The organism is Amycolatopsis sp. NPDC005003, assembly GCF_053600695.1.
Genome location: NZ_JBSGAI010000056.1, coordinates 32,634 through 55,545, shown reverse-complemented (window position 1 = coordinate 55,545; position 22,912 = coordinate 32,634). Strand labels below are relative to the sequence as shown.

General features: G+C 72.3%; 21 protein-coding genes and 1 pseudogene. 14 read left to right on the top strand and 8 right to left on the bottom strand.

The features are described from left to right. A pseudogene (locus ACWED2_RS41845) lies at positions 1-96 on the bottom strand (thiolase family protein); the annotation flags it as partial. 274 nt (positions 97-370) lie between these two features. Further along, positions 371-835 (bottom strand): metallopeptidase family protein, encoded by a 465-nt coding sequence (locus ACWED2_RS41840; RefSeq protein WP_004559274.1) that lies wholly within the window; start codon positions 833-835, stop codon positions 371-373. Between the two features lie 79 nt (positions 836-914). Here ACWED2_RS41840 and ACWED2_RS41835 point away from each other — a divergent pair, with 79 nt between their 5' ends. From ACWED2_RS41835 to ACWED2_RS41810, 6 genes are all read left to right on the top strand, one after another. Then, complete coding sequence (locus ACWED2_RS41835; RefSeq protein WP_033261311.1) at positions 915-1,268, top strand: DUF3499 domain-containing protein; 354 nt, start codon at positions 915-917, stop codon at positions 1,266-1,268. A gap of 81 nt (positions 1,269-1,349) precedes the next feature. Then, the gene (locus ACWED2_RS41830) at positions 1,350-2,705 is read left to right on the top strand and encodes a phosphomannomutase/phosphoglucomutase (RefSeq protein ID WP_449696048.1); all 1,356 of its coding nucleotides are present in this window, start codon (positions 1,350-1,352) and stop codon (positions 2,703-2,705) included. 74 nt (positions 2,706-2,779) lie between these two features. Further along, positions 2,780-3,001, top strand: coding sequence for a Trm112 family protein (locus tag ACWED2_RS41825; protein WP_072476466.1), 222 nt, complete (start codon positions 2,780-2,782; stop codon positions 2,999-3,001). After that, complete coding sequence (locus tag ACWED2_RS41820; RefSeq protein WP_449696047.1) at positions 2,985-4,079, top strand: hypothetical protein; 1,095 nt, start codon at positions 2,985-2,987, stop codon at positions 4,077-4,079. The genes ACWED2_RS41825 and ACWED2_RS41820 overlap by 17 nt, the downstream gene beginning before the upstream one ends. A gap of 53 nt (positions 4,080-4,132) precedes the next feature. Further along, the gene (gene manA / locus ACWED2_RS41815; protein ID WP_449696053.1) at positions 4,133-5,362 is read left to right on the top strand and encodes a mannose-6-phosphate isomerase, class I; all 1,230 of its coding nucleotides are present in this window, start codon (positions 4,133-4,135) and stop codon (positions 5,360-5,362) included. A 247-nt stretch (positions 5,363-5,609) separates the two neighbouring features. Continuing rightward, complete coding sequence (locus ACWED2_RS41810; protein ID WP_449696046.1) at positions 5,610-5,747, top strand: hypothetical protein; 138 nt, start codon at positions 5,610-5,612, stop codon at positions 5,745-5,747. A gap of 164 nt (positions 5,748-5,911) precedes the next feature. Here ACWED2_RS41810 and ACWED2_RS41805 read toward each other — a convergent pair whose 3' ends face one another. Then, complete coding sequence (locus ACWED2_RS41805; RefSeq protein WP_449696045.1) at positions 5,912-8,845, bottom strand: BTAD domain-containing putative transcriptional regulator; 2,934 nt, start codon at positions 8,843-8,845, stop codon at positions 5,912-5,914. 153 nt (positions 8,846-8,998) lie between these two features. On the opposite strand from ACWED2_RS41805, the gene ACWED2_RS41800 reads away from it, so the two are divergent. From ACWED2_RS41800 to ACWED2_RS41790, 3 genes are all read left to right on the top strand, one after another. Continuing rightward, a complete protein-coding gene (locus ACWED2_RS41800) occupies positions 8,999-9,916 on the top strand; it encodes a cation diffusion facilitator family transporter (RefSeq protein WP_449696044.1) in 918 nt (305 codons plus the stop codon). An 89-nt stretch (positions 9,917-10,005) separates the two neighbouring features. Beyond that, a complete protein-coding gene (locus ACWED2_RS41795; protein WP_449696043.1) occupies positions 10,006-11,532 on the top strand; it encodes an amino acid permease in 1,527 nt (508 codons plus the stop codon). Between the two features lie 269 nt (positions 11,533-11,801). Next, complete coding sequence (locus ACWED2_RS41790) at positions 11,802-12,491, top strand: LPXTG cell wall anchor domain-containing protein (RefSeq protein ID WP_449696042.1); 690 nt, start codon at positions 11,802-11,804, stop codon at positions 12,489-12,491. Between the two features lie 51 nt (positions 12,492-12,542). On the opposite strand, the gene ACWED2_RS41785 is transcribed toward ACWED2_RS41790, so the two are convergent. Beyond that, entirely contained in the window at positions 12,543-14,801 is a 2,259-nt protein-coding gene (locus ACWED2_RS41785) for a hypothetical protein (protein ID WP_449696052.1), read from the bottom strand. 92 nt (positions 14,802-14,893) lie between these two features. Here ACWED2_RS41785 and ahcY point away from each other — a divergent pair, with 92 nt between their 5' ends. Further along, positions 14,894-16,366 (top strand): adenosylhomocysteinase, encoded by a 1,473-nt coding sequence (gene ahcY / locus ACWED2_RS41780; protein WP_449696041.1) that lies wholly within the window; start codon positions 14,894-14,896, stop codon positions 16,364-16,366. Between the two features lie 221 nt (positions 16,367-16,587). Then, positions 16,588-17,013, top strand: a complete 426-nt coding sequence (locus tag ACWED2_RS41775) for a YjdF family protein (protein WP_449696040.1) — start codon at positions 16,588-16,590, stop codon at positions 17,011-17,013. Between the two features lie 246 nt (positions 17,014-17,259). On the opposite strand, the gene ACWED2_RS41770 is transcribed toward ACWED2_RS41775, so the two are convergent. Further along, entirely contained in the window at positions 17,260-18,258 is a 999-nt protein-coding gene (locus ACWED2_RS41770) for a hypothetical protein (RefSeq protein ID WP_003085563.1), read from the bottom strand. Between the two features lie 246 nt (positions 18,259-18,504). On the opposite strand from ACWED2_RS41770, the gene ACWED2_RS41765 reads away from it, so the two are divergent. From ACWED2_RS41765 to ACWED2_RS41755, 3 genes are all read left to right on the top strand, one after another. Then, positions 18,505-19,083 (top strand): papain-like cysteine protease family protein, encoded by a 579-nt coding sequence (locus tag ACWED2_RS41765; RefSeq protein WP_449696039.1) that lies wholly within the window; start codon positions 18,505-18,507, stop codon positions 19,081-19,083. Next, complete coding sequence (locus ACWED2_RS41760; RefSeq protein WP_449696038.1) at positions 19,080-19,829, top strand: hypothetical protein; 750 nt, start codon at positions 19,080-19,082, stop codon at positions 19,827-19,829. The genes ACWED2_RS41765 and ACWED2_RS41760 overlap by 4 nt, the downstream gene beginning before the upstream one ends. Before the next feature lie 62 nt (positions 19,830-19,891). Continuing rightward, positions 19,892-20,545 (top strand): dTMP kinase, encoded by a 654-nt coding sequence (locus ACWED2_RS41755; RefSeq protein WP_449696051.1) that lies wholly within the window; start codon positions 19,892-19,894, stop codon positions 20,543-20,545. On the opposite strand, the gene solA is transcribed toward ACWED2_RS41755, so the two are convergent. From solA to ACWED2_RS41740, 3 genes are all read right to left on the bottom strand, one after another. After that, the gene (solA, locus tag ACWED2_RS41750; RefSeq protein WP_449696037.1) at positions 20,534-21,664 is read right to left on the bottom strand and encodes an N-methyl-L-tryptophan oxidase; all 1,131 of its coding nucleotides are present in this window, start codon (positions 21,662-21,664) and stop codon (positions 20,534-20,536) included. The genes ACWED2_RS41755 and solA overlap by 12 nt on opposite strands. Next, complete coding sequence (locus ACWED2_RS41745; protein ID WP_449696036.1) at positions 21,661-21,927, bottom strand: hypothetical protein; 267 nt, start codon at positions 21,925-21,927, stop codon at positions 21,661-21,663. Before ACWED2_RS41745 ends, solA begins: the two co-directional genes overlap by 4 nt. Before the next feature lie 85 nt (positions 21,928-22,012). Beyond that, the gene (locus tag ACWED2_RS41740; RefSeq protein ID WP_449696035.1) at positions 22,013-22,837 is read right to left on the bottom strand and encodes an IclR family transcriptional regulator; all 825 of its coding nucleotides are present in this window, start codon (positions 22,835-22,837) and stop codon (positions 22,013-22,015) included. Between the last annotated feature and the right edge of the window lie 75 nt (positions 22,838-22,912).

Sequence of the window (22,912 nt, the reverse complement as noted above, 5' to 3'; positions counted from 1 at the left end):
GTCGGTGGCGAGCAGGACCGTCGACGCGCCGTCGGTCAGCGGCGTTGAGTTGCCCGCCGTCATCGTGCCGTCCGGGCCGCCGAAGGCCGGCTTGATCTGAAGGGACAGCTGGGATGAGGGGCGGGGGAGGTCTGGTGAGGTTGTTGGTCGCCTTGCGCTCCCGGCCGGCGGTTCGCGTGTTGCCGAGTCCAGGCTTCGGCTGTCGGCTGGCGGTTCGCGTGTTGCCGAGTCCAGGCTTCGGCTGTCGGCTGGCGGTTCGCGTGTTGCTGAGCCCAGGCTCCGGCTGTCGGCCGGCGGTTCGCGTGTTGCCGAATCCAGGCTCCGGCTTCCGGCCGGCGGTTCGCAGCGACGCCTCAGCCAGGCCGAGGCGCTACTCGCCTTCGATGACGTCCGGCTCCACGCCCAGATACCCCGCCACCTGCTCCACCAGCACGTCGTGCACCAGCTCGGCCAGCTCCGACGGGTCCTTCGCCCGCGCCTCCAGCGGCCGCCGGTACAGCACGATCCGCGCCCGCGTCGGCAACCCCGTGCGGTCCACCCCGGCCGGGACCAGGCGCGACAGCGGCACCGCGCCGTCGTGCAGGACGCCGTCCGCTGGCGAGTGGCCGTTTTCGCGGACCTCCGGCACGTCGTCGACCGCCACGTCGAGCTTCGTCAGCTCGTGGCGCCAGCGGGCTTCGATCGGCTCCAGTGCGTCCAGCACCAGCGCGTCGAACCGCTCCGCGCGGCTCGCGGCGGCGGGCAGGGTCGCCGGATACAGCGTCCCGCGCAGGCCCCGGCCGTGCCGGTCCCGCCGCGAGCGCCGCCGCTGTCGGTAATCACGAGCCGTCGCCACCTCCGAAGTCTATGCGGTCGGCGCCGTTCAGCGCGTGTCGCTCCTACTACCTTGCGGCGACGCGCTATCGTTTCGTTTCGTGCGGAGCGTACGGAAGTGTTCGCGTACTGGCTGTCTCGAGCCAGCTGTGGCCACGCTGACGTATGCGTACAGCGACTCCACCGCCGTCGTCGGCCCGCTGGCCACCGCCTCCGAGCCGCACTCCTACGACCTCTGCGAAGCCCACGCGCTGCGGCTGACCGTCCCGAAGGGCTGGGAAGTCGTCCGGCACGAAGGGGCCTTCGCCGCGCCGGACCCGTCGGCCGACGAACTGACCGCGCTGGCCGAGGCCGTGCGCGAGGCCGGCCGCTCCGACAAACCGGCCCCCGCGCCCGAGCCGGAGGGCCCGTCCGGGCGCCGCGGCCACCTGCGGGTCCTGCCCGGCCGCGCCTGAACGCGTAACCCACTCACCTCGCCGGTAGGCTTTCCGCGCGGCGCAGCGAGCGCCGGAACGGACCAATCGCGGGGAGACGGCGTGCCAGACCTTTCGGGCATCGTGAAGGCCTACGACATTCGCGGCGTGGTCGGCGAGCAGCTCGACGCGGACCTCGTCCGCGACTTCGGCGCCGCGTTCGCCCTGCTCATCAAGCCGGAAGCGCCCTCGGTGGTGATCGGCCACGACATGCGTGACTCGTCGCCGGGGCTGGCGGCGGCCTTCGCCGAGGGCGTCACCTCGCAGGGCCTCGACGTCGTGAGCATCGGGCTGGCCAGCACCGACCAGCTCTACTTCGCCTCGGGTTCGCTGAACCTGCCGGGCGCGATGTTCACCGCCAGCCACAACCCGGCCAAGTACAACGGCATCAAGATGTGCCGCGCGGGCGCGTCGCCGGTCGGCCAGGACACCGGGCTCGCCGAGATCCGCGACACCGTCGAGCAGGGCGTGCCGGAGTTCGAGGGCCAGCGCGGCACCGTCTCCGAGCGGGACGTCCTCGCCGACTACGCCGCCTACCTGCGCAACCTCGTCGACCTGTCGGGCAGCCGTCCGCTGAAGATCGTCGTCGACGCCGGCAACGGCATGGGCGGGCACACCGTCCCGACCGTCTTCGACGGCCTTCCGATCGAGGTCGTGCCGATGTACTTCGAGCTCGACGGCAGCTTCCCCAACCACGAGGCCAACCCGCTCGACCCGGCCAACATCGTCGACCTGCAGGCGAAGGTGCGCGAGGTCGGCGCGGACGCCGGCGTGGCCTTCGACGGCGACGCCGACCGCTGCTTCATCGTCGACGAGCGCGGCGAGCCGGTTTCGCCGAGCGCGATCACCGCGCTGGTCGCCGTCCGCGAGCTGGCCAAGGACCCGGGCGGCACGATCATCCACAACCTGATCACGTCCAAGGGCGTCCCGGAGATCGTCGCCGAGCACGGCGGCAAGCCGGTCCGCACCCGCGTCGGGCACTCCTTCATCAAGGCCGAGATGGCCAAGACCGGCGCCATCTTCGGCGGCGAGCACTCCGCGCACTACTACTTCCGCGACTTCTGGCGCGCCGACACCGGCATGCTGGCGGCGCTGCACGTCCTCGCCGCGCTCGGCGAGCAGACCGGCCCGCTGTCCGAGCTGACCAGCGCGTACTCGCGCTACGCGGCTTCGGGGGAGATCAACTCCACGGTCGACGACCAGGTCGCGAAGATGATGGCCGTCAAGGACACCTTCGGCACCCGCTCCGGCGTCGAGATCGACGAGCTGGACGGCCTCACCGTGCAGCTGCCGGGCGGCGCCTGGTTCAACCTGCGCCCGTCGAACACCGAGCCGCTGCTCCGGCTGAACGTCGAGGCCGCGAACGCCGAGGCCGTGCAGGGGCTGGTCGACGAAGTACTCGCGATCATCCGCAACTGACCGTCCGCGATGAAGGGCCAACCGTGTCCTGAAGGTGCCCTTCATCACACCCCTCTGCGTGGTATGGAGGAACCATGGCCATCACGCTCGACGCCCAGCTCCTCGAGATCTTGGCGTGCCCGTCGCCCGATCACGCCCCGCTCCGGCCGGGCGCCCCGGACGACCCCGAGGCCGACGCACTGACGTGCACCGAATGCGGTCGCGTGTACCCGGTCCGTGACGGCATCCCGGTGCTGCTCCTGGACGAAGCGACCCTTCCCGGGGATCACGGGAACTCCGATGCCGACAGTGCTTGACGACTCGCTGCTCGACGACCCCGCGCGGCTGGCCGAGGCCGACAGCGCGGGGTTGCTCCGTGCCGCCGCCATGGCCGGCGCCCAGGTGCGGGCGACCGCCGAGCTGGCCGCGGAGCTGGAGCTGTCCGACCGGCTGGACATGGGCCGCCCGCGCGCCGTCGTGCTCATCGACCGGCCGGGGGTGAGCCGCACCCTCACGCGGCTCCTGGCCGCCCTGCTGGCGCCGTCGTGCCCGGTTCCGGTGGTCGTCGCCGAGGTGGTGCCGAGCTGGATCGGCGCGCTCGACGTCGTGTTCGCGCACACCGACGACGCCGGTGACCGCGAGCTCGCCGCGTCGCTGGAGCGCGCCGCCCGGTACGGCGCCTCGGTGGTGCTCTCGGCGCCGTCGGACGGCCCGGTGGCGGCCGCAGTGGCGGGCAAGGGCATCCTGCTGGCCCCGCGCATCCCGGTGCCGCCGGAGCTGGCGTTCCCGCGTGGCCTGGCCGCCGGGCTGCTCACCGCGAACGCGCTGGGCCTGCTGATCTCCGACGTCCAGGTGCTCGCCGACCAGCTGGACCTCGAAGCCGAAAAGGACTACCTGGCCAGGGAGTCGTTCGCGAACCCGGCCAAGGCGCTGGCGCTGCGCGTCGCGGATCGCGTGCCCCTGCTGTGGGGGCTGGACCCGGTCGCGGTCGCCGTCGGCGAACACGCTGCGCACGCGTTCGCCGCCCACGCCGCCACGGTGTGCGACGTCGAGGACTATCGTCAGGCCCTGGCGCGCCCCGCATTGCGGCGGGCTGCGCAATCAGGTGGCGCGGAGCGTGACATCTTCGCCGATCCGGACGACTCCTCTGGTGACATCCCCACCCGGGTGCTGCTGCTCTCGGTGCGGACCGGTCCGGCCACGGACGCGGCGCGCTACCAGGCCGAGGATCTGCTGCCGGGTGCGGACGTCATCGCGCCGGCCGAGGAGATCGAGGCCGACGAAATCGTGCGGGCCGCGGTGCTGGCACTGCGGTTCGAACTGGCGGCGGTCTATCTCGGGCTGGCGGCGGGCAGCATCGGCGGCGCCGGCCGCTTCGCGCCTGCGACGGCGTGAGACCCGCCTAGCACCGGCCAGGCCGGTGCCGAAGGAGTGGAGTTGAGGTGACAGTGGAGCTGCTGCGCAACGCGGTGCGGCCCTACGCCTGGGGATCGCGGACGGCGATCCCCGAGCTGCTGGGCCGTCCGGTACCCGCGCCGCACCCCGAGGCCGAACTGTGGATGGGTGCCCACCCGGGCGACCCGTCGCACGTCATCGGCCCCGACGGGACCGAGCGGAGCCTGCTCGAGCTGGTGGACGCCGACCCGGTGACCCAGCTCGGCGAGCGCTGCGCGAAGCGGTGGGGCGGGCGGCTCCCGTTCCTGTTGAAGATCCTCGCGGCGGAGGAGCCGCTGTCGATGCAGGCGCACCCGTCGGCGGCCCAGGCCGCGGAGGGGCACGCCCGCGAGGAGCAGCTGGGCATCCCGCGCGACGCGGCGAACCGCAACTACCCGGACCCGACCGCGAAGCCGGAGCTGGTCTGCGCGCTGACGGAGTTCCACGCGCTGGCCGGGTTCCGCGCACCGGACCGCACGGTGAAGCTGCTCAAGGCGATCGAGACGCCGGGGCTGGCGAAGTACACCGGGCTGCTGGAGGCCCAGCCGGATCCCGCCGGGCTGCGCGCGCTGTTCACGACGTGGATCACGCTGCCGCAGGCGTCACTGGATTCGCTGCTGCCGGAGGTGCTCGACGCGTGCGTCCGGCACGTCCAGGAGCACGGCGAGTTCGCGGTCGAGTGCCGGACGATCCTGGAGCTCGGCGAGGCGCACCCGCGCGACGCGGGCGTGCTGGCGGCGTTGCTGCTGAACCGGCTGACGCTGCGCGCGGGCGAGGCGATCTACCTGCCGGCCGGCAACCTGCACCTGTACCTCCACGGGACGGCCGTGGAGATCCTGGCGAACTCGGACAACATCCTGCGGTGCGGGCTCACGCCGAAGCACGTGGACGTGCCGGAGCTGCTGCGCGTGGTGGACTTCGCGTGCGGCGAGATGCCGGTCCAGTGCGGTGACACGGGCGGGCGCATGGCGGTGTACCGCACGGACGCGCCGGAGTTCGAGCTGTCGCGCGTGGAGTGGGCGGCGGGCCAGGACGACGAGATCTCGGTCGACAGCGTGGGCCCGCAGATCCTGCTGTGCACGGCGGGCGACCTGCTGGTGACGGCGGACGACGGCGAGAAGGTCGAGCTCCGGCGAGGCCAGTCGGTGTGGCTCCCGGCGGCGGACCCGCCGGTAAACATCCGCCCACTGGGCGGCGAGCGAGCCCAGCTGTTCCGCGCGACGGCCGGCACCTGCGAGGACTGACACCGCAGGTACCCACCAGGTCGCCTGACGTCCCCAGAGGGTCGGTCTGCGTGCCTGGAGGGTCGGCTTGTGAGCCGACTGTTCAGGTACGCGGGCCGACCGCGCGGGTACGCGGGCCGACCGTGTGGGTGCGTGGGTCGGCCGCGCGGGTGCGTGGGGCAGCTGTGTGGGGGCCGCGGGTTTCTGTGTGCGTTCCGTGTGGCGGGGTCCGCCACGATCCTCACCAACGGGGGACCCTGGTGCGCTGATGCGCGCCGCCGGTCTGCTGGGGGTGGCGCCGGTCGGAAACGCCCGGCGTCCGTGGGCCGAGGGTGGTGCCGCGAGGGGGCGGCACCACCTCGGCGACCACCCCCGGCAGACCGAGGCGAGCCGGGTGGTGCGGTGAGGGGCGGCATCGCCGGGTCTCGCCAAGGGGGAAGGCAGGCGGTGTCGTGAGGGGTGGCATCGCTGGGTCTGGCCAGGGGCGAAGGCAGGTCGTGCCGTGGGGGCGGCATCGCCGGTCGGCCGGTGTGGTGCGGGGGAGCACCACCCGGCCCGCCCGGGGCGCCGTCAGGCCGGTTCGGTCAGCGCGAGCAGCGCCCGCCGGAGCGCGGCCGCGCTGGCGTCGCGGGGGTCGAGCAGCTCCGCGGCCTCGGCTGCGGCCTCCTCCGCCGCCAGGGCAGCTCCCGTCGCGAGGTACGCCCGGTGCAGCACCAGCCACGTCAGCCCCGTCGCCGCCCGGCCGCCCATCTCGCGGAACTCGTCCAGACACGCCCGCAGCACCGGGATCGCCCGTGCCGCCTGCCCGGAGCCGATCCACGCCGCCGCCAACGCCCGCGTGCACGACAGCTCGCGCGGCCGCTCGTCCAGCTCCCGCGCCAGGTCACGCGCCTCCCCGAACGCCGCCGTCGCGTCCGAGCGTGCGCCCGTCGCCGCCGAGATCGCGCCGGACGTCCGCAACGACTTCGCCAGCGCCGAGCGCGCCATCGTGCCGCGCAACAGGTGCACCGACTCCGCGATCGCCGCCACCGCGCCCGGGTCGTCGCCCGTCAGCAGGGACGACCACGCGAACCCGTGCAGGGCCTCGCCGATCACCCGGGCGTCTCCCGTCGAGCGGGCCGCCGCCAAGGCCGCGCGGTCGACCTCCCGGGCATCGGCGATCCGGCCGAGCCGCAGCAACGCGGCCGACTCCGCCGCCCGGACCCACCCCGGCTCCGCCGCCGAACCGTCCACAGTGAACAGTTCGCGGGCGTGGGCCGCGGCCTCCAAGGCCTCGTCCGCACGGCCCAAGCCGATCAGGCAGTGCGCCAGGTTCGCCGAAACCCACGCGTGCGTGCGGCGGTCCCCCTGCGCTTCGAGCTCCTTCGCACACGCCCGATACCGGACCGCCGCCTCCTCGTACTCGCCACGCGCGTGCCGCAGCAGCGTCAGCGTGGCCTCGGCCACCGTCGCCAGCGGGGGATCGGCGGCCGACACCGACTCGTACGCCGCGCGCATGTCGGCGTACTGCCCGTGCAGGTACAGGTAGACGCCCAGCCGGTCGAGCAGCAGCAGCGCGTCCCGCGCGCCGAGCGTGCCGATGAGCAGCAGGAGGTTCGCGCGCTCGGCGGCGAACCAGTCGTCCGGACGCGCGAGCAGCCGCTCCACCAGCGAATCCGGCAACGGCTGCGCGGGCGGCCCGTGGGCGGGCGACGGCATCGGCACCGTGCGCGGCAGCCGGGCCGCCGCCGCGTCGGCGAGCGCGAGCGTGGCCGCCAGCACCGTGGGGAGACCTTCGCCGGGCGCCGGTTCGTCGAGCTCCGCCGCGTACAACCGGACGAGGTCGTGCATCCGGTACCGGCCTTCGCCGGTCGCGTCCGCTCCGCGGGCCTCCAGCAGGCTCGCTTCGACGAGCTCTTCGACCGCCTCGTCGGCGTCCGGGGCGACGACCAGGGTGGTGACGGCCCAGGCCGGCAGGTCGGCGAGGCGGCACCGGCCGAGCAGCCGGAACGCGCGCCGCGCGGGCGGCCGCAGGGCTTCGTAGCTCAGCGCGATGCTGCTCCGGACGGCGAGGTCGCTCACGGTCAGCTCGTCGAGCCGGCGGACTTCGTCCTCCAGCCGGCCGGCCAGCTCGCCCAGCCGCAGGTGCGGGCGGATGGCCAGCCTGCTGCCCGCGATCCGCAGCGCGAGCGGCAGCCGCGCGCAGGCCGTGACGATCCGCTCGGCGTCGGCGCGCTCCCGCGCCACCCGGGCCCCGGCCAGGCGGTGCAACAGCTCCTCGGCGTCGGCGCCGGACAGCGGACCGAGGGGCAGCCGGTGCGCCCCGGCCAGGCCGCTCAGCCGGCGGCGGCTGGTCACGAGCACCGCGCAGCCCGGTGTCCCCGGCAGCAGGGTGCGGACGTGCTCGGGGTCGACGGCGTCGTCGAGCACCACCAGCACCCGCCGGTCGGTGAGCCGGCCGCGGAACACCGCCGCCCGCGCCCGCACGTCGTCCGGCACGGCCGGGCCGGGGACGCCCAGCGCGCGCAGCAGGTCGGCGAGCACCTCTCCGATGTCACGGCCCGCCAGCGGCACGTACAGCTGGCCGTCGGGGAACCGCGCGCGCAGCCGGTGCGCGGCGCGCACGGCGAGGGTGCTCTTGCCCGCACCCGGCTCGCCGCTGAGCACCGCGACCGGGACGCCGGTGCCGGCGCCGAGCACGCCGGTCAGCTCCGCGAGCTCGCTCTCGCGGCCGGTGAAGTCCCCGATGTCCGGCGGGAGCTGGCACACCGGCCACACCGCGGGTGGCAGCCGCGGCACCGGGTCCTCGCCGCGCAGCACGGCGGCGTGCACCCGCCGGGCCTCGGCGCCGGGTTCGACGCCGAGCTCCTCGATCAGCGTGGTGCGCAGCCGCCGGTAGACCTCCAGCGCGCTGCCCTGCTGCCCGGCCCGGTGCAGCGCGGTCATCAGCTGGGCGGCCGGCCGTTCGCGCAGCGGGTGCTCGGTGAGCACGGCCTGCAGCTCGCCGGTCAGCTCCCCGTGCCGCCCGGCGGCGAGCTCCGCGTCGACGCAGTCCTCGAACACCGCGAGCCGCTCGGACTCGAGCCGGGCGATGTCGGCGTCGAGCAGCGGCACGTGCAGCCCGGCCAGCACCGGCCCCCGCCACAGCGCGAGCGCCCGCCGGTAGTGCCCCGCGGCGGCCACCGGCTCCGCGGCCCGCCGTCCTTCGGCGACGGCGGACCGGAAGACGAGCAGGTCGAGTTCCTCCGGTTCGACCTGCAGCCGGTAGCCGGGCGGGCCGTGCTCGACCCGCAGCCCGTCGATCCGCTCGCGCAGCCGCGAGAGGTAGGTGTGCAGGTTGGACGTGTACGACTTGGGCGGCCCGTCCGGCCACAGCGCCGCCACGAGCACGTCGACGGGGACGTGCCGGCCGGCGTTGAGCAGCAGCACGGCCAGCAGCGTGCGCTGCCGCTCACCGCGCAGGACCGCCCACCGGCCCGGCGGGCTCTCGACGGCGAGCGGACCGAGCACGGCGAAGTGCGCCATGTCACCTTCCCGGGTGTGGTCGGCTGGAAAAACCACGGTAGCGAAGGGGTACGACAGAACCGGTGGCCGCGGTTCACCCGGTCGGGACGGCCGCCGCCGCGCGCTCCCATTAGGCTCCACCCGGACATTTCAGGACCTACCAGGGGAGCGGTCGTGTCAGCTGGAGGCGGAACCAAGGCGATCCTCGCCGCACTCGGGGCGAACGCCGGGATCGCGGCGGCGAAGTTCGTCGGCTTCCTCGTCACGGGGTCGTCGTCGATGCTGGCCGAGTCCGTGCACTCGCTGGCCGACACCACGAACCAGGGCCTGCTGCTGCTCGGCCAGAAGACGTCGAAGCGGGAAGCGGACAAGGAGCACCCCTTCGGCTACGGCCGCGACCGGTACTTCTACTCCTTCATCGTCGCGCTGATGCTCTTCACGCTCGGCGCGGCCTTCGCGATCTACGAAGGCATCCACAAGATCGGCCACCCCGAGCCGCTCGAATCGCCGATCGTCGCCGTGATCATCCTGCTCGTCGCGGTCGCGCTCGAGGGCTACAGCTTCTACACCGCCATCGGCGAGTCGAGGAAGATCAAGGGCGGCGCGAGCTGGTGGGGCTTCATCCGCCAGGCCAAGGAGCCCGAGCTGCCCGTCGTGCTGCTCGAGGACGCCGGCGCGCTGCTCGGCCTCGTCTTCGCGCTGCTGGGCGTCGGGCTGTCGATCGTCACCGGCGACCCCGTCTGGGACGGCGTCGGCACCCTGGCGATCGGTGCGCTGCTCGGCGTCATCGCGATCATCCTCATCATCGAGATGAAGAGCCTGCTCATCGGCGAAGGCGCCAACGAGAGCGTGCTCGCGACGATCGTCGACGAGCTCGCCGCGGGCAAGGTCGAGCGCGTCATCCACATCCGCACCCAGTACCTGGGCCCGGACGAGCTGCTCGTCGCGGCGAAGCTGGCGCTGGTGCCGGGGCTGGACACCGCCCAGGTGGCGACGGCGATCGACGACGCCGAGGCCCGCGTCCGGGCCAAGGTGCCGGTGGCCAAGCTGATCTACCTCGAGCCGGACCTCGACCGCAGTCTCGCGCGGTAGCCGGGGACCGTCTTCGGCGAGCCGTCACCGACCTGACCCGATAGGGTGACCTACTGCGATACATGCAGGCCAGCGGCAGGAGGTCAACGGTGCCCGGAACGGGATTGTGGCGCACTAAATCGATCGAACAGTCCATTGCGGACACCGACGAGCCGGACACCAAGCTCCGGCGGAACCTGAGCGCGTGGGACCTCACGGTCTTCGGCGTCGCGGTCGTCATCGGCGCCGGTATCTTCACGCTGACCGCGCGTACGGCTGGTGACTACGCCGGGCCGTCGGTTTCGCTGGCCTTCGTGTTCGCCGCGATCGCTTGTGCGCTGGCGGCGCTGTGCTACGCGGAGTTCGCCTCGACCGTGCCGGTGGCGGGGAGCGCGTACACGTTCTCCTACGCCACTTTCGGCGAATTCATGGCCTGGATCATCGGCTGGGACCTGATCCTGGAGCTCGCCGTCGGCGCGGCGGCGGTTTCCAAGGGCTGGTCGGTGTACCTCGAGACGGTGCTCGGCTACCTGTTCGGCAAGGGTACGAAGACGACGTTCGACATCGGGAGCGTGACGGTCGACTGGGGTGCGCTGCTCGTCGTGGCGATCCTGACCGTCCTGCTGGCGGTCGGCACGAAGCTGTCTTCGCGGGTTTCCATGGTGATCACCGGGATCAAGGTCGCCGTGGTGCTGTTCGTGATCATCCTCGGCCTCTTCTACATCAAGGGCGCCAACTACACGCCGTACATCCCGCCGGGCGAGACCGGCGGGGCCGGCCAGACCGGCATCGACCAGTCGCTGTTCTCCCTGATCGCGGGCGGCGCGAGCAGCTCGTTCGGCGTCTTCGGCCTGCTGGCCGGCGCTTCGCTGGTGTTCTTCGCCTTCATCGGATTCGACATCGTCGCGACCACCGCGGAGGAGACCCGGAACCCGCAGAAGGCCGTGCCGCGCGGGATCATGGGCTCGCTGGCCATCGTGACCGTGCTGTACGTCGCGGTGTCGCTCGTGGTCGTCGGCATGACGTCGTACAAGGACCTCGCGACCAAGGCGGGCGACGGCAGCCACAAGACCCTCGCCACGGCGTTCTCCGCGAACGGCGTCGACTGGGCGGCCAACATCATTTCGTTCGGCGCGCTGGCCGGCCTGACCACCGTCGTCATGGTGCTCATGCTGGGCCAGGTCCGGATCATCTTCGCGATGTCCCGCGACGGCCTGATGCCGCGCGGCCTGGCGAAGACCGGCGAGCACGGCACGCCGAAGCGCGCGACGCTCATCGTCGGCGGGCTGGTCGCGGTCGCGGCCGGGTTCTTCCCGGCGGACAAGCTCGAAGAGATGGTGAACGTCGGCACGCTGTTCGCGTTCGTGCTCGTCTCGGCCGGGGTGCTGGTGCTGCGGCGGACGCGGCCGGAGCTGCCCCGCGCGTTCAAGGTGCCGCTGGTGCCGCTGATCCCGATCCTGGCCATCCTCGCCTGCCTGTGGCTGATGCTGAACCTGACCGTGCTGACCTGGCTGCGGTTCCTCGCCTGGATGGTGCTGGGCGTGGTGCTCTACTTCGGGTACAGCCGCCGGCATTCGCTGCTGGGCAAGCGGCAGGCCGAAGGACTCGACGAGCCCGTGAAGGCGCCCGACGCCTGACTTGCGCGCGAAAAGCCCCGCCACCCTGGATGCCCAGGTGGGCGGGGCTTTTCACGTTTGGTTGCTTGATGCGAGGTTACGGCTTGATCAAGAGGATCTTGCGATTCGTACCCAAAAGGGGACCCCCTGTAAGCGGCCGGGTGACGTGCGATACCTTTCGATCCTTCGTGTGCCACTGACGGGTGAATTACAGCCGCGTGATTCCCACGGGCAGTGGCGCCACGTCCCCCGATTTTGCCGTTCATCCCCCGTTCGGTACTGGAGAACTCATGCGCAGACGTTCCTTCCGCGGCGCCGTTGCGGTCATGGCGCTCACCACCGCCGCCCTGATCGGGACCGCCGGTTCCGCTCTCGCCTGCTACAGCGACGACAACCGTCCCAAGCCGACGCCGGGCAATCCGACGCCCTGTGCCGACGGCAAGGTCCTCGACCAGAAGGACGTCGTCTTCGAACTGACCAAGAACGACACCCGGCTGAACATCAAGTCGGTCAACGAGGGTGTCACGGTCACCCGCATCGTGGTCGCCGGCGGCGACGACGGCTTCAACGACTACACGCCTGGCAAGAAGCAGCTCAGCCAGGACGCCCCGTGGAACGACCTGCGCGCGCCGTTCAACTTCAACGGCAGCCAGCCGAAGATCGGCAAAAACTGGTACCTGTGCGGCACGAAGACCACCAAGCCGCCGCAGACCAGCACGACGACGGCGCCGCCGAAGACGACGACGCCGCCCACCACCGCCACGAAGACGACCACCCCGGCGACTTCCGCGACCTCCGTCTCGCAGACCAGCACCACCGCTCCGGCCGTGGTCCCGGCGGGCAACGAGTCGGGCACCGGTGGCGGCCTGGCCAACACCGGTTTCGACAACAGCTGGCTGATCTGGGTCGGCGCGCTGCTGCTCGTCGCCGGTGGCGGCCTGCTCGCGCTGCTGAAGTTCCGCCGCAAGGCTTCCGAGTGAAGCTGAGCTAGTCCACGGTCGAAGGCCCCTCGCTCCGCGCGCGAGGGGCCTTCACCGTTTCGGGGGGAAGTCCCCGAACAGCGAGCCCTGCTCGCCCCAGGACGGCTTGCCGAGGCCGGCGGCCATCGCGACGGCGTGGTCCCATTCGGCGTCCACCACGTAGTCCTGGTGCTTGAGCACCCCCGGTGCCCAGCGGTGCCGCCCGGTCGGGCCGCGCAGCGGGTCCGGCAGCCAGTGGTCGCCGCCGAGGATCAGGACGCCGTTGCCGTCCGCCGTCGCCGACACCGGGCCGCAGCCGCCCTCGGGCAGGAAGCCGACGCCGTGCAGCCGCCGGTCGGCGACCGAGTGCCGCCAGGTCGTCACGCCGCCGCCGAAGATGTCGGTGCCGCGGCACAGGGCCCGCCAGCGGCCGTCGAGGTCGGCGAAGAGCCGTTCCAGCGCGTCCTGTGGCAGCAGCGCCGGGAAGGCGCGCTGGTAACCCCACTGCAGCGGCGACCCGGCGGTGAGCACGCCGACGCGTTCGAGGTCCGCGGCCGGCAGTTCGGCGGCGAGCCGGGCGGCGGCCATGATCGTCAGCAGGCTGCCGAGGTTGTAACCGGAGAGCACCACGCGCGTGCCCGGTTCGGCGAGGTGCTCGCGCGCCCGCGCGGCCAGCTCCGGGACGACCTTCAGCGCGTAACAGGGCGGGACCGTCGGGTGCGCCGCCCGCGGCCAGAAGCAGACCAGGTCGGCCAGCGCGCCGAGGTGGCGGCTGCGCTGCGGGGTGCGCGCGGCGGTGTAGACCACGCGCAGCAGGCCCGCGGCCAGCGCGCCGAGCGCGACCACGCCGATCGCGGACAGCGGGCCGAACCAGCCGGGGACCAGCCCGAACCCGAACCGCAGCACCAGCAGCGCCGCGCCGCCGGCCGACATCGCGCTCGCGACGGCCAGCGCCAGGTGGTGCAGGTGCCGCCGTTCCCACGCCGACCGCGCCCAGGCGGCCGCGGCCTGCGCTTCCTGCCGTTCGTCGTGCTCCATCAGCGCGACGATCTCGGGGATGCCCCGCCGCAGCCGCCGCAGCGGGACGGCGACCGCGAAGCCCAGCACGCCGAGCACGGCGGCCAGCGCCAGCCCGGCTCCCCACAGGACCGTGACCAGCAAATACGTGTCCGGCACCCGCAGGTTTTCCGCTCCGGACAGCCGGCGGAGCGCTTCGGCGAGCCCGGCGCCGAACCCGCCGCCGAGCAGGCCGGCGAGCGCGAGCACCGGCGCGGCCGCCCAGCCGCCCATCCACGGCCGCAGCCGCCGCGGTTTGTGCTGCCAGCCGGGCCGGGCCAGCAGGGCCGCCGGGGCGAGGAAGAGCGCGAACAGCACCGTGACGGCGACCAGGGCCGCGCCGAGACCTTCGACGACGCCGTTCGTGCCGGGCAGCGGGCCCGTGCCCGGCCTGAGCCGCACCGCGGCCACGACGACGAGCAGGGTCGCGAAGGTGAGCACGCCGGGCCGGGCGAAGCGGCCGGTGTCGACGCCGACCGCCGCCGCGACGACGGTGGCGAGCACCACGGCCAGTGTGACGATCCAGGCCACGAGGTCGACGGGGTCGCCGGGCACCCGGAACGGGCCGCCGAGCAGCAGCAGCGCGACCGCGGCCAGCGCCGCGACGGTGTGCAGGCAGCGCAGGGCCGGCGTCTCCGGGTCGGCGCGCATCCGCAGCGGGCCGCCGGTCAGGTCGCCGTCGGCGTGCACCGCCCAGGTCGCGCTCGAAATCCGGTGCAGGACGAAGAGCACGACGAGCAGCGGCAGCACGCCGACCGCGATCCGGGCGGGTACCGAGCGGAGGACGTCGGGGATCACCGGCAGGCAGCCCGACCCGGGCGCGAGGCACTGCGTGGCGAACAGGTCCAGCGCGATCGCCGCGAGCTGGCCCATCAGCAGCATTGTGAGCAGCAGGGCGCCCACCCGCAGCAGGCCGCGGCAGACGGCGCCGAGCACGCGCGCCAGGCGGCTCCCCGCCGGGACCGGTGGCAGCATCCAGAAAGCGACGTTGGCCAGGGAGAACGGGAACAGCAGCGCCCAGGTGGCCTTCGCGGCGCCGCCCGAGGTCATGCCGTGCCAGAGGTAGCCCTCCAGGGTCCGCGGGATCGATCGGCCGAGCGCCGGCAGCACCGGCCCGGGCGCCGGGCGGCGTAACCGGTCCGCCGGGCGGACCACCCGGCCCAGTCCGTCGCCGGCGACGTCGACGGTCGAAACCGCGTCGAGCAGCGTCTCCCCGCTGGTGCCCACGAGACCGGCGACGCGGATTTCCACGACGCGGGTGTCCGGGCCGGGCATGGGCACGGTAAGGGCCTCCTAACACTTCCAGTGACAGTCGAGCGGACAACGGTAGTGTTCGGGTGTCATCGAGTCTTGGAGGAATCGCCACTATGACCCCCGAAAGCGTTGCCAAGCGGCACGAGACCCGCAACGGCATCGAGTTCGCCGTCGCCGACCTCGAGGCCGCCGAGTTCGGCCGCAAGGAGATCCGCCTCGCCGAGCACGAGATGCCGGGACTGATGGCGCTGCGGCGCGAATACGCGGAGGTCTACCCGCTGCGCGGGGCGCGCGTCTCCGGTTCGCTGCACATGACCGTGCAGACCGCGGTGCTGATCGAGACGCTGGTGGCGCTGGGTGCCGAAGTGCGCTGGGCGTCCTGCAACATCTTCTCGACGCAGGACCACGCGGCCGCGGCGATCGTCGTCGGCCCGCACGGCACCGTCGAGGAGCCCAAGGGCGTCCCGGTCTTCGCGTGGAAGGGCGAGTCGCTCGAGGAGTACTGGTGGTGCACCGAGCGGATGCTCACCTGGGACGGTGAGGGTCCGAACATGATCCTCGACGACGGTGGTGACGCCACCATGCTGGTGCACAAGGGCACCGAGTTCGAGAAGGCCGGCGTCGTGCCGACCCCGGACGAGAACACCTCGGACGAGTTCCGCGTGTTCCTCGAGCTGCTGCGCGCGTCGGTCGCTTCGGACAAGGACAAGTGGACCAAGATCGGCGAGGGCGTCCGCGGCGTCACCGAGGAGACCACGACCGGCGTCCTGCGGCTGTACCAGCTGGCGGCGGCGGGCGAGCTGCTGTTCCCGGCGATCAACGTCAACGACGCGGTGACGAAGTCGAAGTTCGACAACCGCTACGGCATCCGCCACTCCCTGATCGACGGCATCAACCGCGGCACCGACGTGCTGATCGGCGGCAAGGTCGCGGTGGTCTGCGGCTACGGCGACGTCGGCAAGGGCGCGGCGGAGTCCCTGCGCGGCCAGGGCGCCCGGGTGATCGTGACGGAGATCGACCCGATCTGCGCGTTGCAGGCGGCGATGGACGGCTACCAGGTCCGCACGCTGGAGAACGCGCTGCCGGAGGCCGACATCGTCATCACGACGACCGGCAACAAGGACGTCGTGCTGGTCGAGCACATGGCGAAGATGAAGCACCAGGCGATCCTGGGCAACATCGGTCACTTCGACAACGAGCTCGACATGGCGGGGCTGGCGCGCTACCCGGGCATCCGCAAGATCAACATCAAGCCGCAGGTCGACGAGTGGATCTTCCCGAACGGCAACACGATCATCGTGCTGTCGGAGGGACGCCTGCTGAACCTGGGCAACGCGACCGGCCACCCGTCGTTCGTGATGTCGAACAGCTTCTCCAACCAGGTGATCGCGCAGATCGAGCTGTTCACCAAGCACGAGGAGTACGACAAGGAGGTCTTCCGCCTCCCGAAGAAGCTGGACGAGAAGGTGGCTCGCATCCACCTGGAGGCGCTCGGTGGTGAGCTGACGAAGCTGACCAAGGAGCAGGCCGAGTACATCGACGTGGACGTCGAGGGCCCGTTCAAACCGGAGCACTACCGGTACTGAGGTTTCGCCGGTCAGGGCCGTCCCGAAAGTGTTCGGGGCGGCCCTTCCGCGGGAAACGGGTTCGGCATCGGCGGCGGATCCGCGTAACCTCGAGGACGTTCTTGGCATCACGAACCTCACGGCCCGGTAGGTAGTCCGGGCGGCTCGTTCAGGGCTCGTTGTCCCGCTCCGGCGGGAAACCGGTGGCGCCAGGCTGATTCGTCACGCCTGGAGGTTTCCCGATGAGCGGGGTGTTCACGCTGTACCACGACGGCCGGTTCTGGGTCGGCGTCTACGAAATCCACGAAGACGGCCTGGTCCGGGCCGCGCGCCACGTCTTCGGTGCCGAGCCCACCAACGCCGAGCTGGCGGCGTTCGCCGCCGGCCACGACTTCGCGCGACTGGCCGACGAAGCCCGCGCGGCCCCGCCGGTGTCCGCCGAACAGCGGCCGACAGCTCGCCTCAACGCCAAACGCCTGGCGAAGCTGGCCAAGAAAGCGCAGGAAGACGAGGGAATCGGCACCGCGGCCCAACGCGCCCTGCGCGACGCGGTCACCCAGCACGCGGCCGAGAACAAGGCGGCCCGCAAGCGCCGCGCGGCCGCCGAGGCCACCCGCCGCCGCGCCCTCGCCCGCACCAAGGCCCGGGCCAAACACCGCGGCCACTAGCAAGATGCCCGCCCAGTCACGCGAGATGCCCCGCCAGTCACGCGAGATGCGCCCTCAATCACGCGAGATGCGCCGCCAGTCACGCGAGATGCCCGGCCCGTCACGCGGATCACGGCCCTGGTCACCCGGATCGCCCGGCTACACGGACCCGACCGTGCTCAACCGGGCATCATGCGTGTCCGGACCGGCATCATCCGTGACTGGCGGGGCATCAAGCGTGATCAGCGGGGCATCGGGCCGGCCGCGCTAGTTCCACTCCACGGCGACCCCGGCCAGCCCCGGCCCGGCGTCGCTGAAGAACGCGCTGCTCACCCCGCCCATGTCGCACGCCAGCTCCTCCGCCACCACCGGCAGCGCGTCGTCTCGGGCCCGGACCTGGCGCGTGCACCGGGCCGGCAGGGCGTTCCGGTCGAACCGCAGCTGGACCAGGTAACTCGCGCACCGGTCCCGCAGCATCCGGTAGTACCCCGGCGACGCCGATCCCGAGTCGTCGCGGACCTCGAAGCAGAACACGTGGATGTCGCCCTCGGCGAGCTTGCGGTCGAACAGCAGCTCGGTCGCCATCGTGTCCGCGTCCGGGTTGCGGCGCATCCGCCCGACCCGGCAGCCCTCGTCCGTGATCAGCTCGACGTCGTCGATGCGGCAGCCCGGGTCGCCGTTGTACACCGTCAGGTACCGGTCCGGGCCGTGGCGACGCGCGCGCGTGACCAGCCTCGTGCGCAGGCTCACCTGGCGGTGCTCCGCGTCGAACGTGATCGTGTCGTGGACCGACAGCAGCTCGAGGTCCGCGTTGTAGTGGTTCGACGACGGGTACGCGCCCAGCTCGGCCAGGAGATCCTCGACGATCGAGCCCATGTCGCCGGAACGCAGGTCGTGGAACGACGCCGCCGGCTGGTGGCCGCGGCGGACCAGGCGCGGCCCGATCAGCACCACCAGGGCGTCCGCCGGCAGCTGGAGGACCGACTCCAGGGCCCGGACCGCCGGCAGGGCCTTCGGCACCTCGGGCTGACGCAGCCCGCGTTGCCAGTAACTCAGCGTCGACTGTCCGATTTGGACGCCGCGCAGCGCGAGGTGGGCGCGCAGCCGGGCCAGGGACAGCCCGCGATAGGCGATCGCCAGCCGCAAGGCGTGGTGGAACTCGCCGGTGCGCAGGGCCTCGGTCAGCTCTTTCGGCAGCTCGGCGACCGATGCCCGGGTCGTGCGGGCGCCATCGATGATCAGTGGGAGGTTCCCGTCTTGTGCCACCGCTCGTCCCTTCACCCGACCAGTGTGTGCGCTGGGCGTGAACACCGCGGAACGTTCACGGTAGCAGCGTAGAGTGGGCGTGCCGACCCCCGATCAGGGTGGTTGGCCTCGTTGAGGTGAGCGTTCCGCGTTCCGGCTGTGCCCCGGAACGGTCCGTTCCTCCGGATGGCGTTCTTGCTCCTTGTGACCGCGTTGTTCACCGTTGTGACCACCGCTGGTTCGCCCACTCCACGCCGGAGGCCGTCTGTGCTGGTGAAGTCGAGCCAGGTCCACGCCGTACTGGCCGTGAGCCTGTTGTTGTGCCTGGTCGCGCCGACGCAGTCCCAAGCAGCCGCGCCCGGAGTGCCGTCGACCCACCGGAACCGGATCGTCCTGCAGCTCCAGCAGAAGAACCAGTGGTGCTGGGCCGGCGCGGGCAACACCATCGCCGCCTACCACGGCCTCGCCGTCAGCCAGACGCGGTTCTGTCAGCTCGCTCACAACGAGACCGGCGCGGACTGCGCGAACCTCCCCGGCACCCTCGCCGACCCGCAGCGCGCCTTCGCGAAGCTCGGGTTCACCTCGCCGGGCCGCTACCTCGACCGGCGCATCCCCTACGCCGACGTCCGGACGGAGACCGCGGCGGACCGGCCGGTCGAGACCCGCGTCGGCTACCGCTCGGGCGGCGGCCACGTGCACGTCCTGTACGGCTACGACACCCACGGCGACTGGGTGTTCTGGGGCGACCCCGGTCCCGCCAAGCGCTACAACTGGTCGACCTACGGGTACTACACGCAGAACTCCGCCTTCACCTGGACGCACACGCTCACCGGGATCGCCCGATGAGCAGGCGGGCGCTCGTGCTCGCCGTGCTGACGGGCGCGGCGCTGCTGATGACGGCTCCGGTGTCAGGCGCGGCCCAGTCCGCCGGCATCAGCAGCGCCGACGCCTCCGCGGCGCACCGCGCGGCCGCGGGGTTCCAGGACGTCCTGGTCCGCTTCTTCGCACAGGCGCCGGGTGCGCAGGGGCCGGTCACGGTGCAGATCGCCCCGGACGCCTTCCCCGTGTACGAGCTTTCGCCGGACTTCGTCGCGGGCAAGCCCGGCGCGGCGCCGGGTGATTTCGCTTACTTCGCGATCCCCGCGCGCGCTTCCGACGGCCGGACCGCGACGCTCTGGTCGGTCCGCGGCGCGGACGGCACCTGGCAGGTCGGCAACATCGCCTCGGGTGACGTCGAGGGCGAGCACGCCCGGCAGCTGCCCGCGGGCGCCCAGCTGCTGCACGAACCGCAGATCGACGCCTGGTACGCGGTCCGCGACGGCCGGGTGACGTCGCTGGCCGACGGCGAGGCGATCGCCGGTTACCGGCAGACGGTCGAAAACCGCTACGCCGACAAGCTTCCCGGCTCGGCCTACGCCCGCGACGGCGAGGCCGGCGGCTACGACGCCGCTTCCCAGGTGATGCCCCGCGGCGACGGCGGCCCGGCACCGTCCGGCCACGACACCGGCTGGGTGCCGCTGCTGATCCTCGCCGGCGTGCTCGCGCTCAGCGGCGCCGGCTACGTGCTCCACCTCCGGCGGCACGCCGCCTAGACGAACCGGCGGGCTCGGCGTCGATCCCCTTCCACCGAGCCCGCCGGTCCACCACCGCTAATCTGACCCGCGTGGGTCGACTGGTGGTCATCGAAGGGCTCGACGGCGCGGGCAAGCGAACGCTGACCGACGGGCTGACGACGGCGCTGAACGCGAAGGGCGCGAGCGTGGCGTCGCTGGCGTTCCCGCGCTACGGCGAAAGCGTGCACGCGGACCTCGTGCGCGAGGCGCTCCACCGCGGGCACGGCGACCTCGCCGACTCGGTGTACGGCATGGCGATGCTCTACGCGCTGGACCGCAGCGGCGCCGCGGACGAGATCCGCGCGTTGCGGGACGCGCACGACGTCGTCCTGCTCGACCGGTACGTCGCCTCGAATGCCGCGTACGCGGCCGCGCGCCTGCGGCAGGACGCGTCCGGCGAAGTCGTGAAGTGGGTGTGGGAGCTGGAGGTCGACCGCTTCGGCCTGCCGCGCCCGGACGCGCACCTGCTGCTGCGGGTCGCCCCCGCGGTCGCGGCCGAGCGCGCCGAACGCCGCGCGGAGACCGAAACCGGCCGGGAGCGCGACGCCTTCGAAACCGACGACGGCCTGCAACGGCGGTGCGCGGCCGTCTACGACCAGCTGGCCGCGTCGGGCTGGCTCGCGCCGTGGCACGTCCTGGACGGCGTCGCGGGCGTGGACCACGAAGCGCTGGCGACGACGCTGCTAGGGCAGTAGCCGGGCCGGGTCGAACTGCTCGATCGGGTGGGCCGTGGCGCCGTCCACCACCAGATCCGCGAGGATTTCGCCGATCACCGGGGCGAACTTGAAGCCGTGCCCGGAGAAGCCGCACGCGAGCACCACCCGTTCCTCGGCCGGGTGCGGGGCGAGCACGAAGCTTTCGTCGGCCGTGTCGGTGTACATGCACGTCGCGGCCCGGAGGAACGCGCCGGGCAGCGTCGGGAGGTGCCGCTTCAGCACGGACGCGATCTCGTGCACCTCGTCGCCGGACACGGTCCGGTCGATGCCGTCGGGGGTGCACGTCCGGCCGCCGCTGTGGAACGCGACCTTGACGCCGTCCGCCGGCGCGTTGTGCGCCGGGAAGCCGTAGAACGTGTAGCCGTCGCTTTCCCAGATGTAGACGGGGTGCTCCCGGAACGGCGCGATCCCGCCCGAGGGCGCGAACCAGTACTGCACCTGCCGTCGGACGGTGAAAGTGACGCCCAAGCCGTGCAGCAGCTCACCGGCCCACGCGCCGGGGCAGAGGACCAGCCGGCCGGCCGTGTAGTAGTTGTCCGACGTCCCGATGCGCACTCCGCCGGCCGTGGAGCTCCAGGTGAACACCTTCTCCTCGTGGTGCAGTTCGGCGCCGCACCGCGCGGCGAGCTGCAGGTGCGCGGCGACGCTGCCTTCGGGGGACACCGACCCGGCGCCCGGCTCGTACAGCGCGACCTCGCCCGGAGCCGGCGCCATGGTCGGGAACCGGCGCCGGATTTCCGGCGCGTCCAGGAGTTCGTGCGGGATGCCGAAGGCCCGCGCCGACGCCAGGCTGCCGGTGATCGTCCGCGAATCCGCCGTGCCGACCATGAGCCCGCCGCAGCGGGTGAACAGCCGCCGGCCGCTGTCGCGCTCGAGGCCGTCCCACAGTTCGTGGGCCCGCAGCAGCAGTGGCACGTACTCGGGGCCTTCGAGGTACGCCTGGCGGGTGATCCGCGAACCGCCGTGGCTCGACCCGCGGTTGTGCACCGGCGCGAACTGGTCGACGCCGAGCACCCGCTGCCCGCGCTGCGCCAGCCGGTACGCCGCGGCGCTGCCCATCCCGCCGAGACCGACGACGATCACGTCGTAGTGCGTCATACCACCCTCCCCGGGACCCGCGTGCCGAAGTGCCCGATTTGCACCGGTGTCCCGGATCGGCTGTGTCGTTCCCAGGCCGGTTCATCCCTTGTGGACAGTCGCAAAGCGGCAGCCGGGACGTCCTCGATGGACTTCTCCTCGGCGAAAAAGTCCGTTGTGGACACGGCCACGGTCGAGCTGCCGCGCGGGCCGCCCACCGGGTCGGAGCACCACTGGCCGTCCAGGCCGGCGCTGCCGACGACCACCCGGAGCCGTGCTGCCATTCGCGGATCCCTCCGGGCGAGGTTGCGTCTTCGGCAACAACGTGCGTTATGCGCGACGCACTGTCAAGCACCCGAAACGGTGCCCTTAGTCCCGGAAGTACCCCAGTTGCGCGGAAAGCTCCTCCGCCGCCTCGGTCATCGGCTTCACGATCTGCTTCACCCGCTGCTTCGAGAGCCGGTACGACGGCCCGGAAGCGCTCATCGCGGCGACGACGTCCCCGCCCGGGCCGTGGATCGGCACCGCCACCGCGTGCATTCCGAGCTCGAGTTCCTCGTAGCAGGCGGCGTAACCGTCTTCGACCACGCGCTCCAGCTCGGTCAGCAGCTCTTCCGGCTCGGTCGTCGTGCGCGGGGTGTACTGCTCCAGCTTCCGCTTCAGCACCCGCTTGCGCTCGGGCTCGCCCATGTACGCCAGGAGGATCTTGCCGCTCGAGGTCGCGTGCAGCGGCGTCCGCTGGCCCGTCCAGTTCTGCGTGGTGATCGCGGCCGAGCCGCGGGCCTGGCTGATGTTGATGGCGACGCCGTCGTCGGCGATGGCGATGTTCACCGTCTCGCCCAGCTCCTCGGCCAGCGCCAGGCAGCTGGCCCGGCCCAGCTTCGCGAGGTCCATCCGGCCGGTGGCGGCGCCGGCCAGCCGGACGACGCCGAAGCCGATCGCGTACTTGCCGCGTTCGCCGAGCTGCTCGACCAGGCCTCTGGTCTCCAGGACGCTGAGCAGGCGCGACGCCGTCGACTTGTGGACGCCCAGCTCGCCCGCGATCTCGGTGATGCCGGTTTCGCCGTTGCGCGCGAGGAGTTCCAGCACGCTGATGGCCCGGTCGACCGATTGCACCTGGCTCTGAGTCGCGTTGCCATCAGCCGAGGCACGCTTTCCCGCCGAGGTTGCGTCAGCAGAGTCCTGGTTCCGCATGGCGCAACAGTATCCGTTTCGCGGGGTTCCTATCGGCTGAGTGGGCGAATCTCTTGACGCGGCCCCACCTCACGT

Excerpts from the sequence above, each read along its gene's own strand:
- ACWED2_RS41825 (WP_072476466.1), top strand. The coding sequence starts at position 2,780 with ATGGCCATCACGCTCGACGCCCAGCTCCTCGAGATCTTGGCGTGCCCG.
- ACWED2_RS41820 (WP_449696047.1), top strand. The coding sequence starts at position 2,985 with ATGCCGACAGTGCTTGACGACTCGCTGCTCGACGACCCCGCGCGGCTG.
- ACWED2_RS41810 (WP_449696046.1), top strand. The coding sequence starts at position 5,610 with ATGCGCGCCGCCGGTCTGCTGGGGGTGGCGCCGGTCGGAAACGCCCGG.
- ACWED2_RS41805 (WP_449696045.1), bottom strand. The coding sequence starts at position 8,845 with ATGGCGCACTTCGCCGTGCTCGGTCCGCTCGCCGTCGAGAGCCCGCCG.
- ACWED2_RS41790 (WP_449696042.1), top strand. The coding sequence starts at position 11,802 with ATGCGCAGACGTTCCTTCCGCGGCGCCGTTGCGGTCATGGCGCTCACC.
- ACWED2_RS41785 (WP_449696052.1), bottom strand. The coding sequence starts at position 14,801 with ATGCCCGGCCCGGACACCCGCGTCGTGGAAATCCGCGTCGCCGGTCTC.
- ahcY (WP_449696041.1), top strand. The coding sequence starts at position 14,894 with ATGACCCCCGAAAGCGTTGCCAAGCGGCACGAGACCCGCAACGGCATC.
- ACWED2_RS41775 (WP_449696040.1), top strand. The coding sequence starts at position 16,588 with ATGAGCGGGGTGTTCACGCTGTACCACGACGGCCGGTTCTGGGTCGGC.
- ACWED2_RS41760 (WP_449696038.1), top strand. The coding sequence starts at position 19,080 with ATGAGCAGGCGGGCGCTCGTGCTCGCCGTGCTGACGGGCGCGGCGCTG.
- solA (WP_449696037.1), bottom strand. The coding sequence starts at position 21,664 with ATGACGCACTACGACGTGATCGTCGTCGGTCTCGGCGGGATGGGCAGC.
- ACWED2_RS41745 (WP_449696036.1), bottom strand. The coding sequence starts at position 21,927 with ATGGCAGCACGGCTCCGGGTGGTCGTCGGCAGCGCCGGCCTGGACGGC.
- ACWED2_RS41740 (WP_449696035.1), bottom strand. The coding sequence starts at position 22,837 with ATGCGGAACCAGGACTCTGCTGACGCAACCTCGGCGGGAAAGCGTGCC.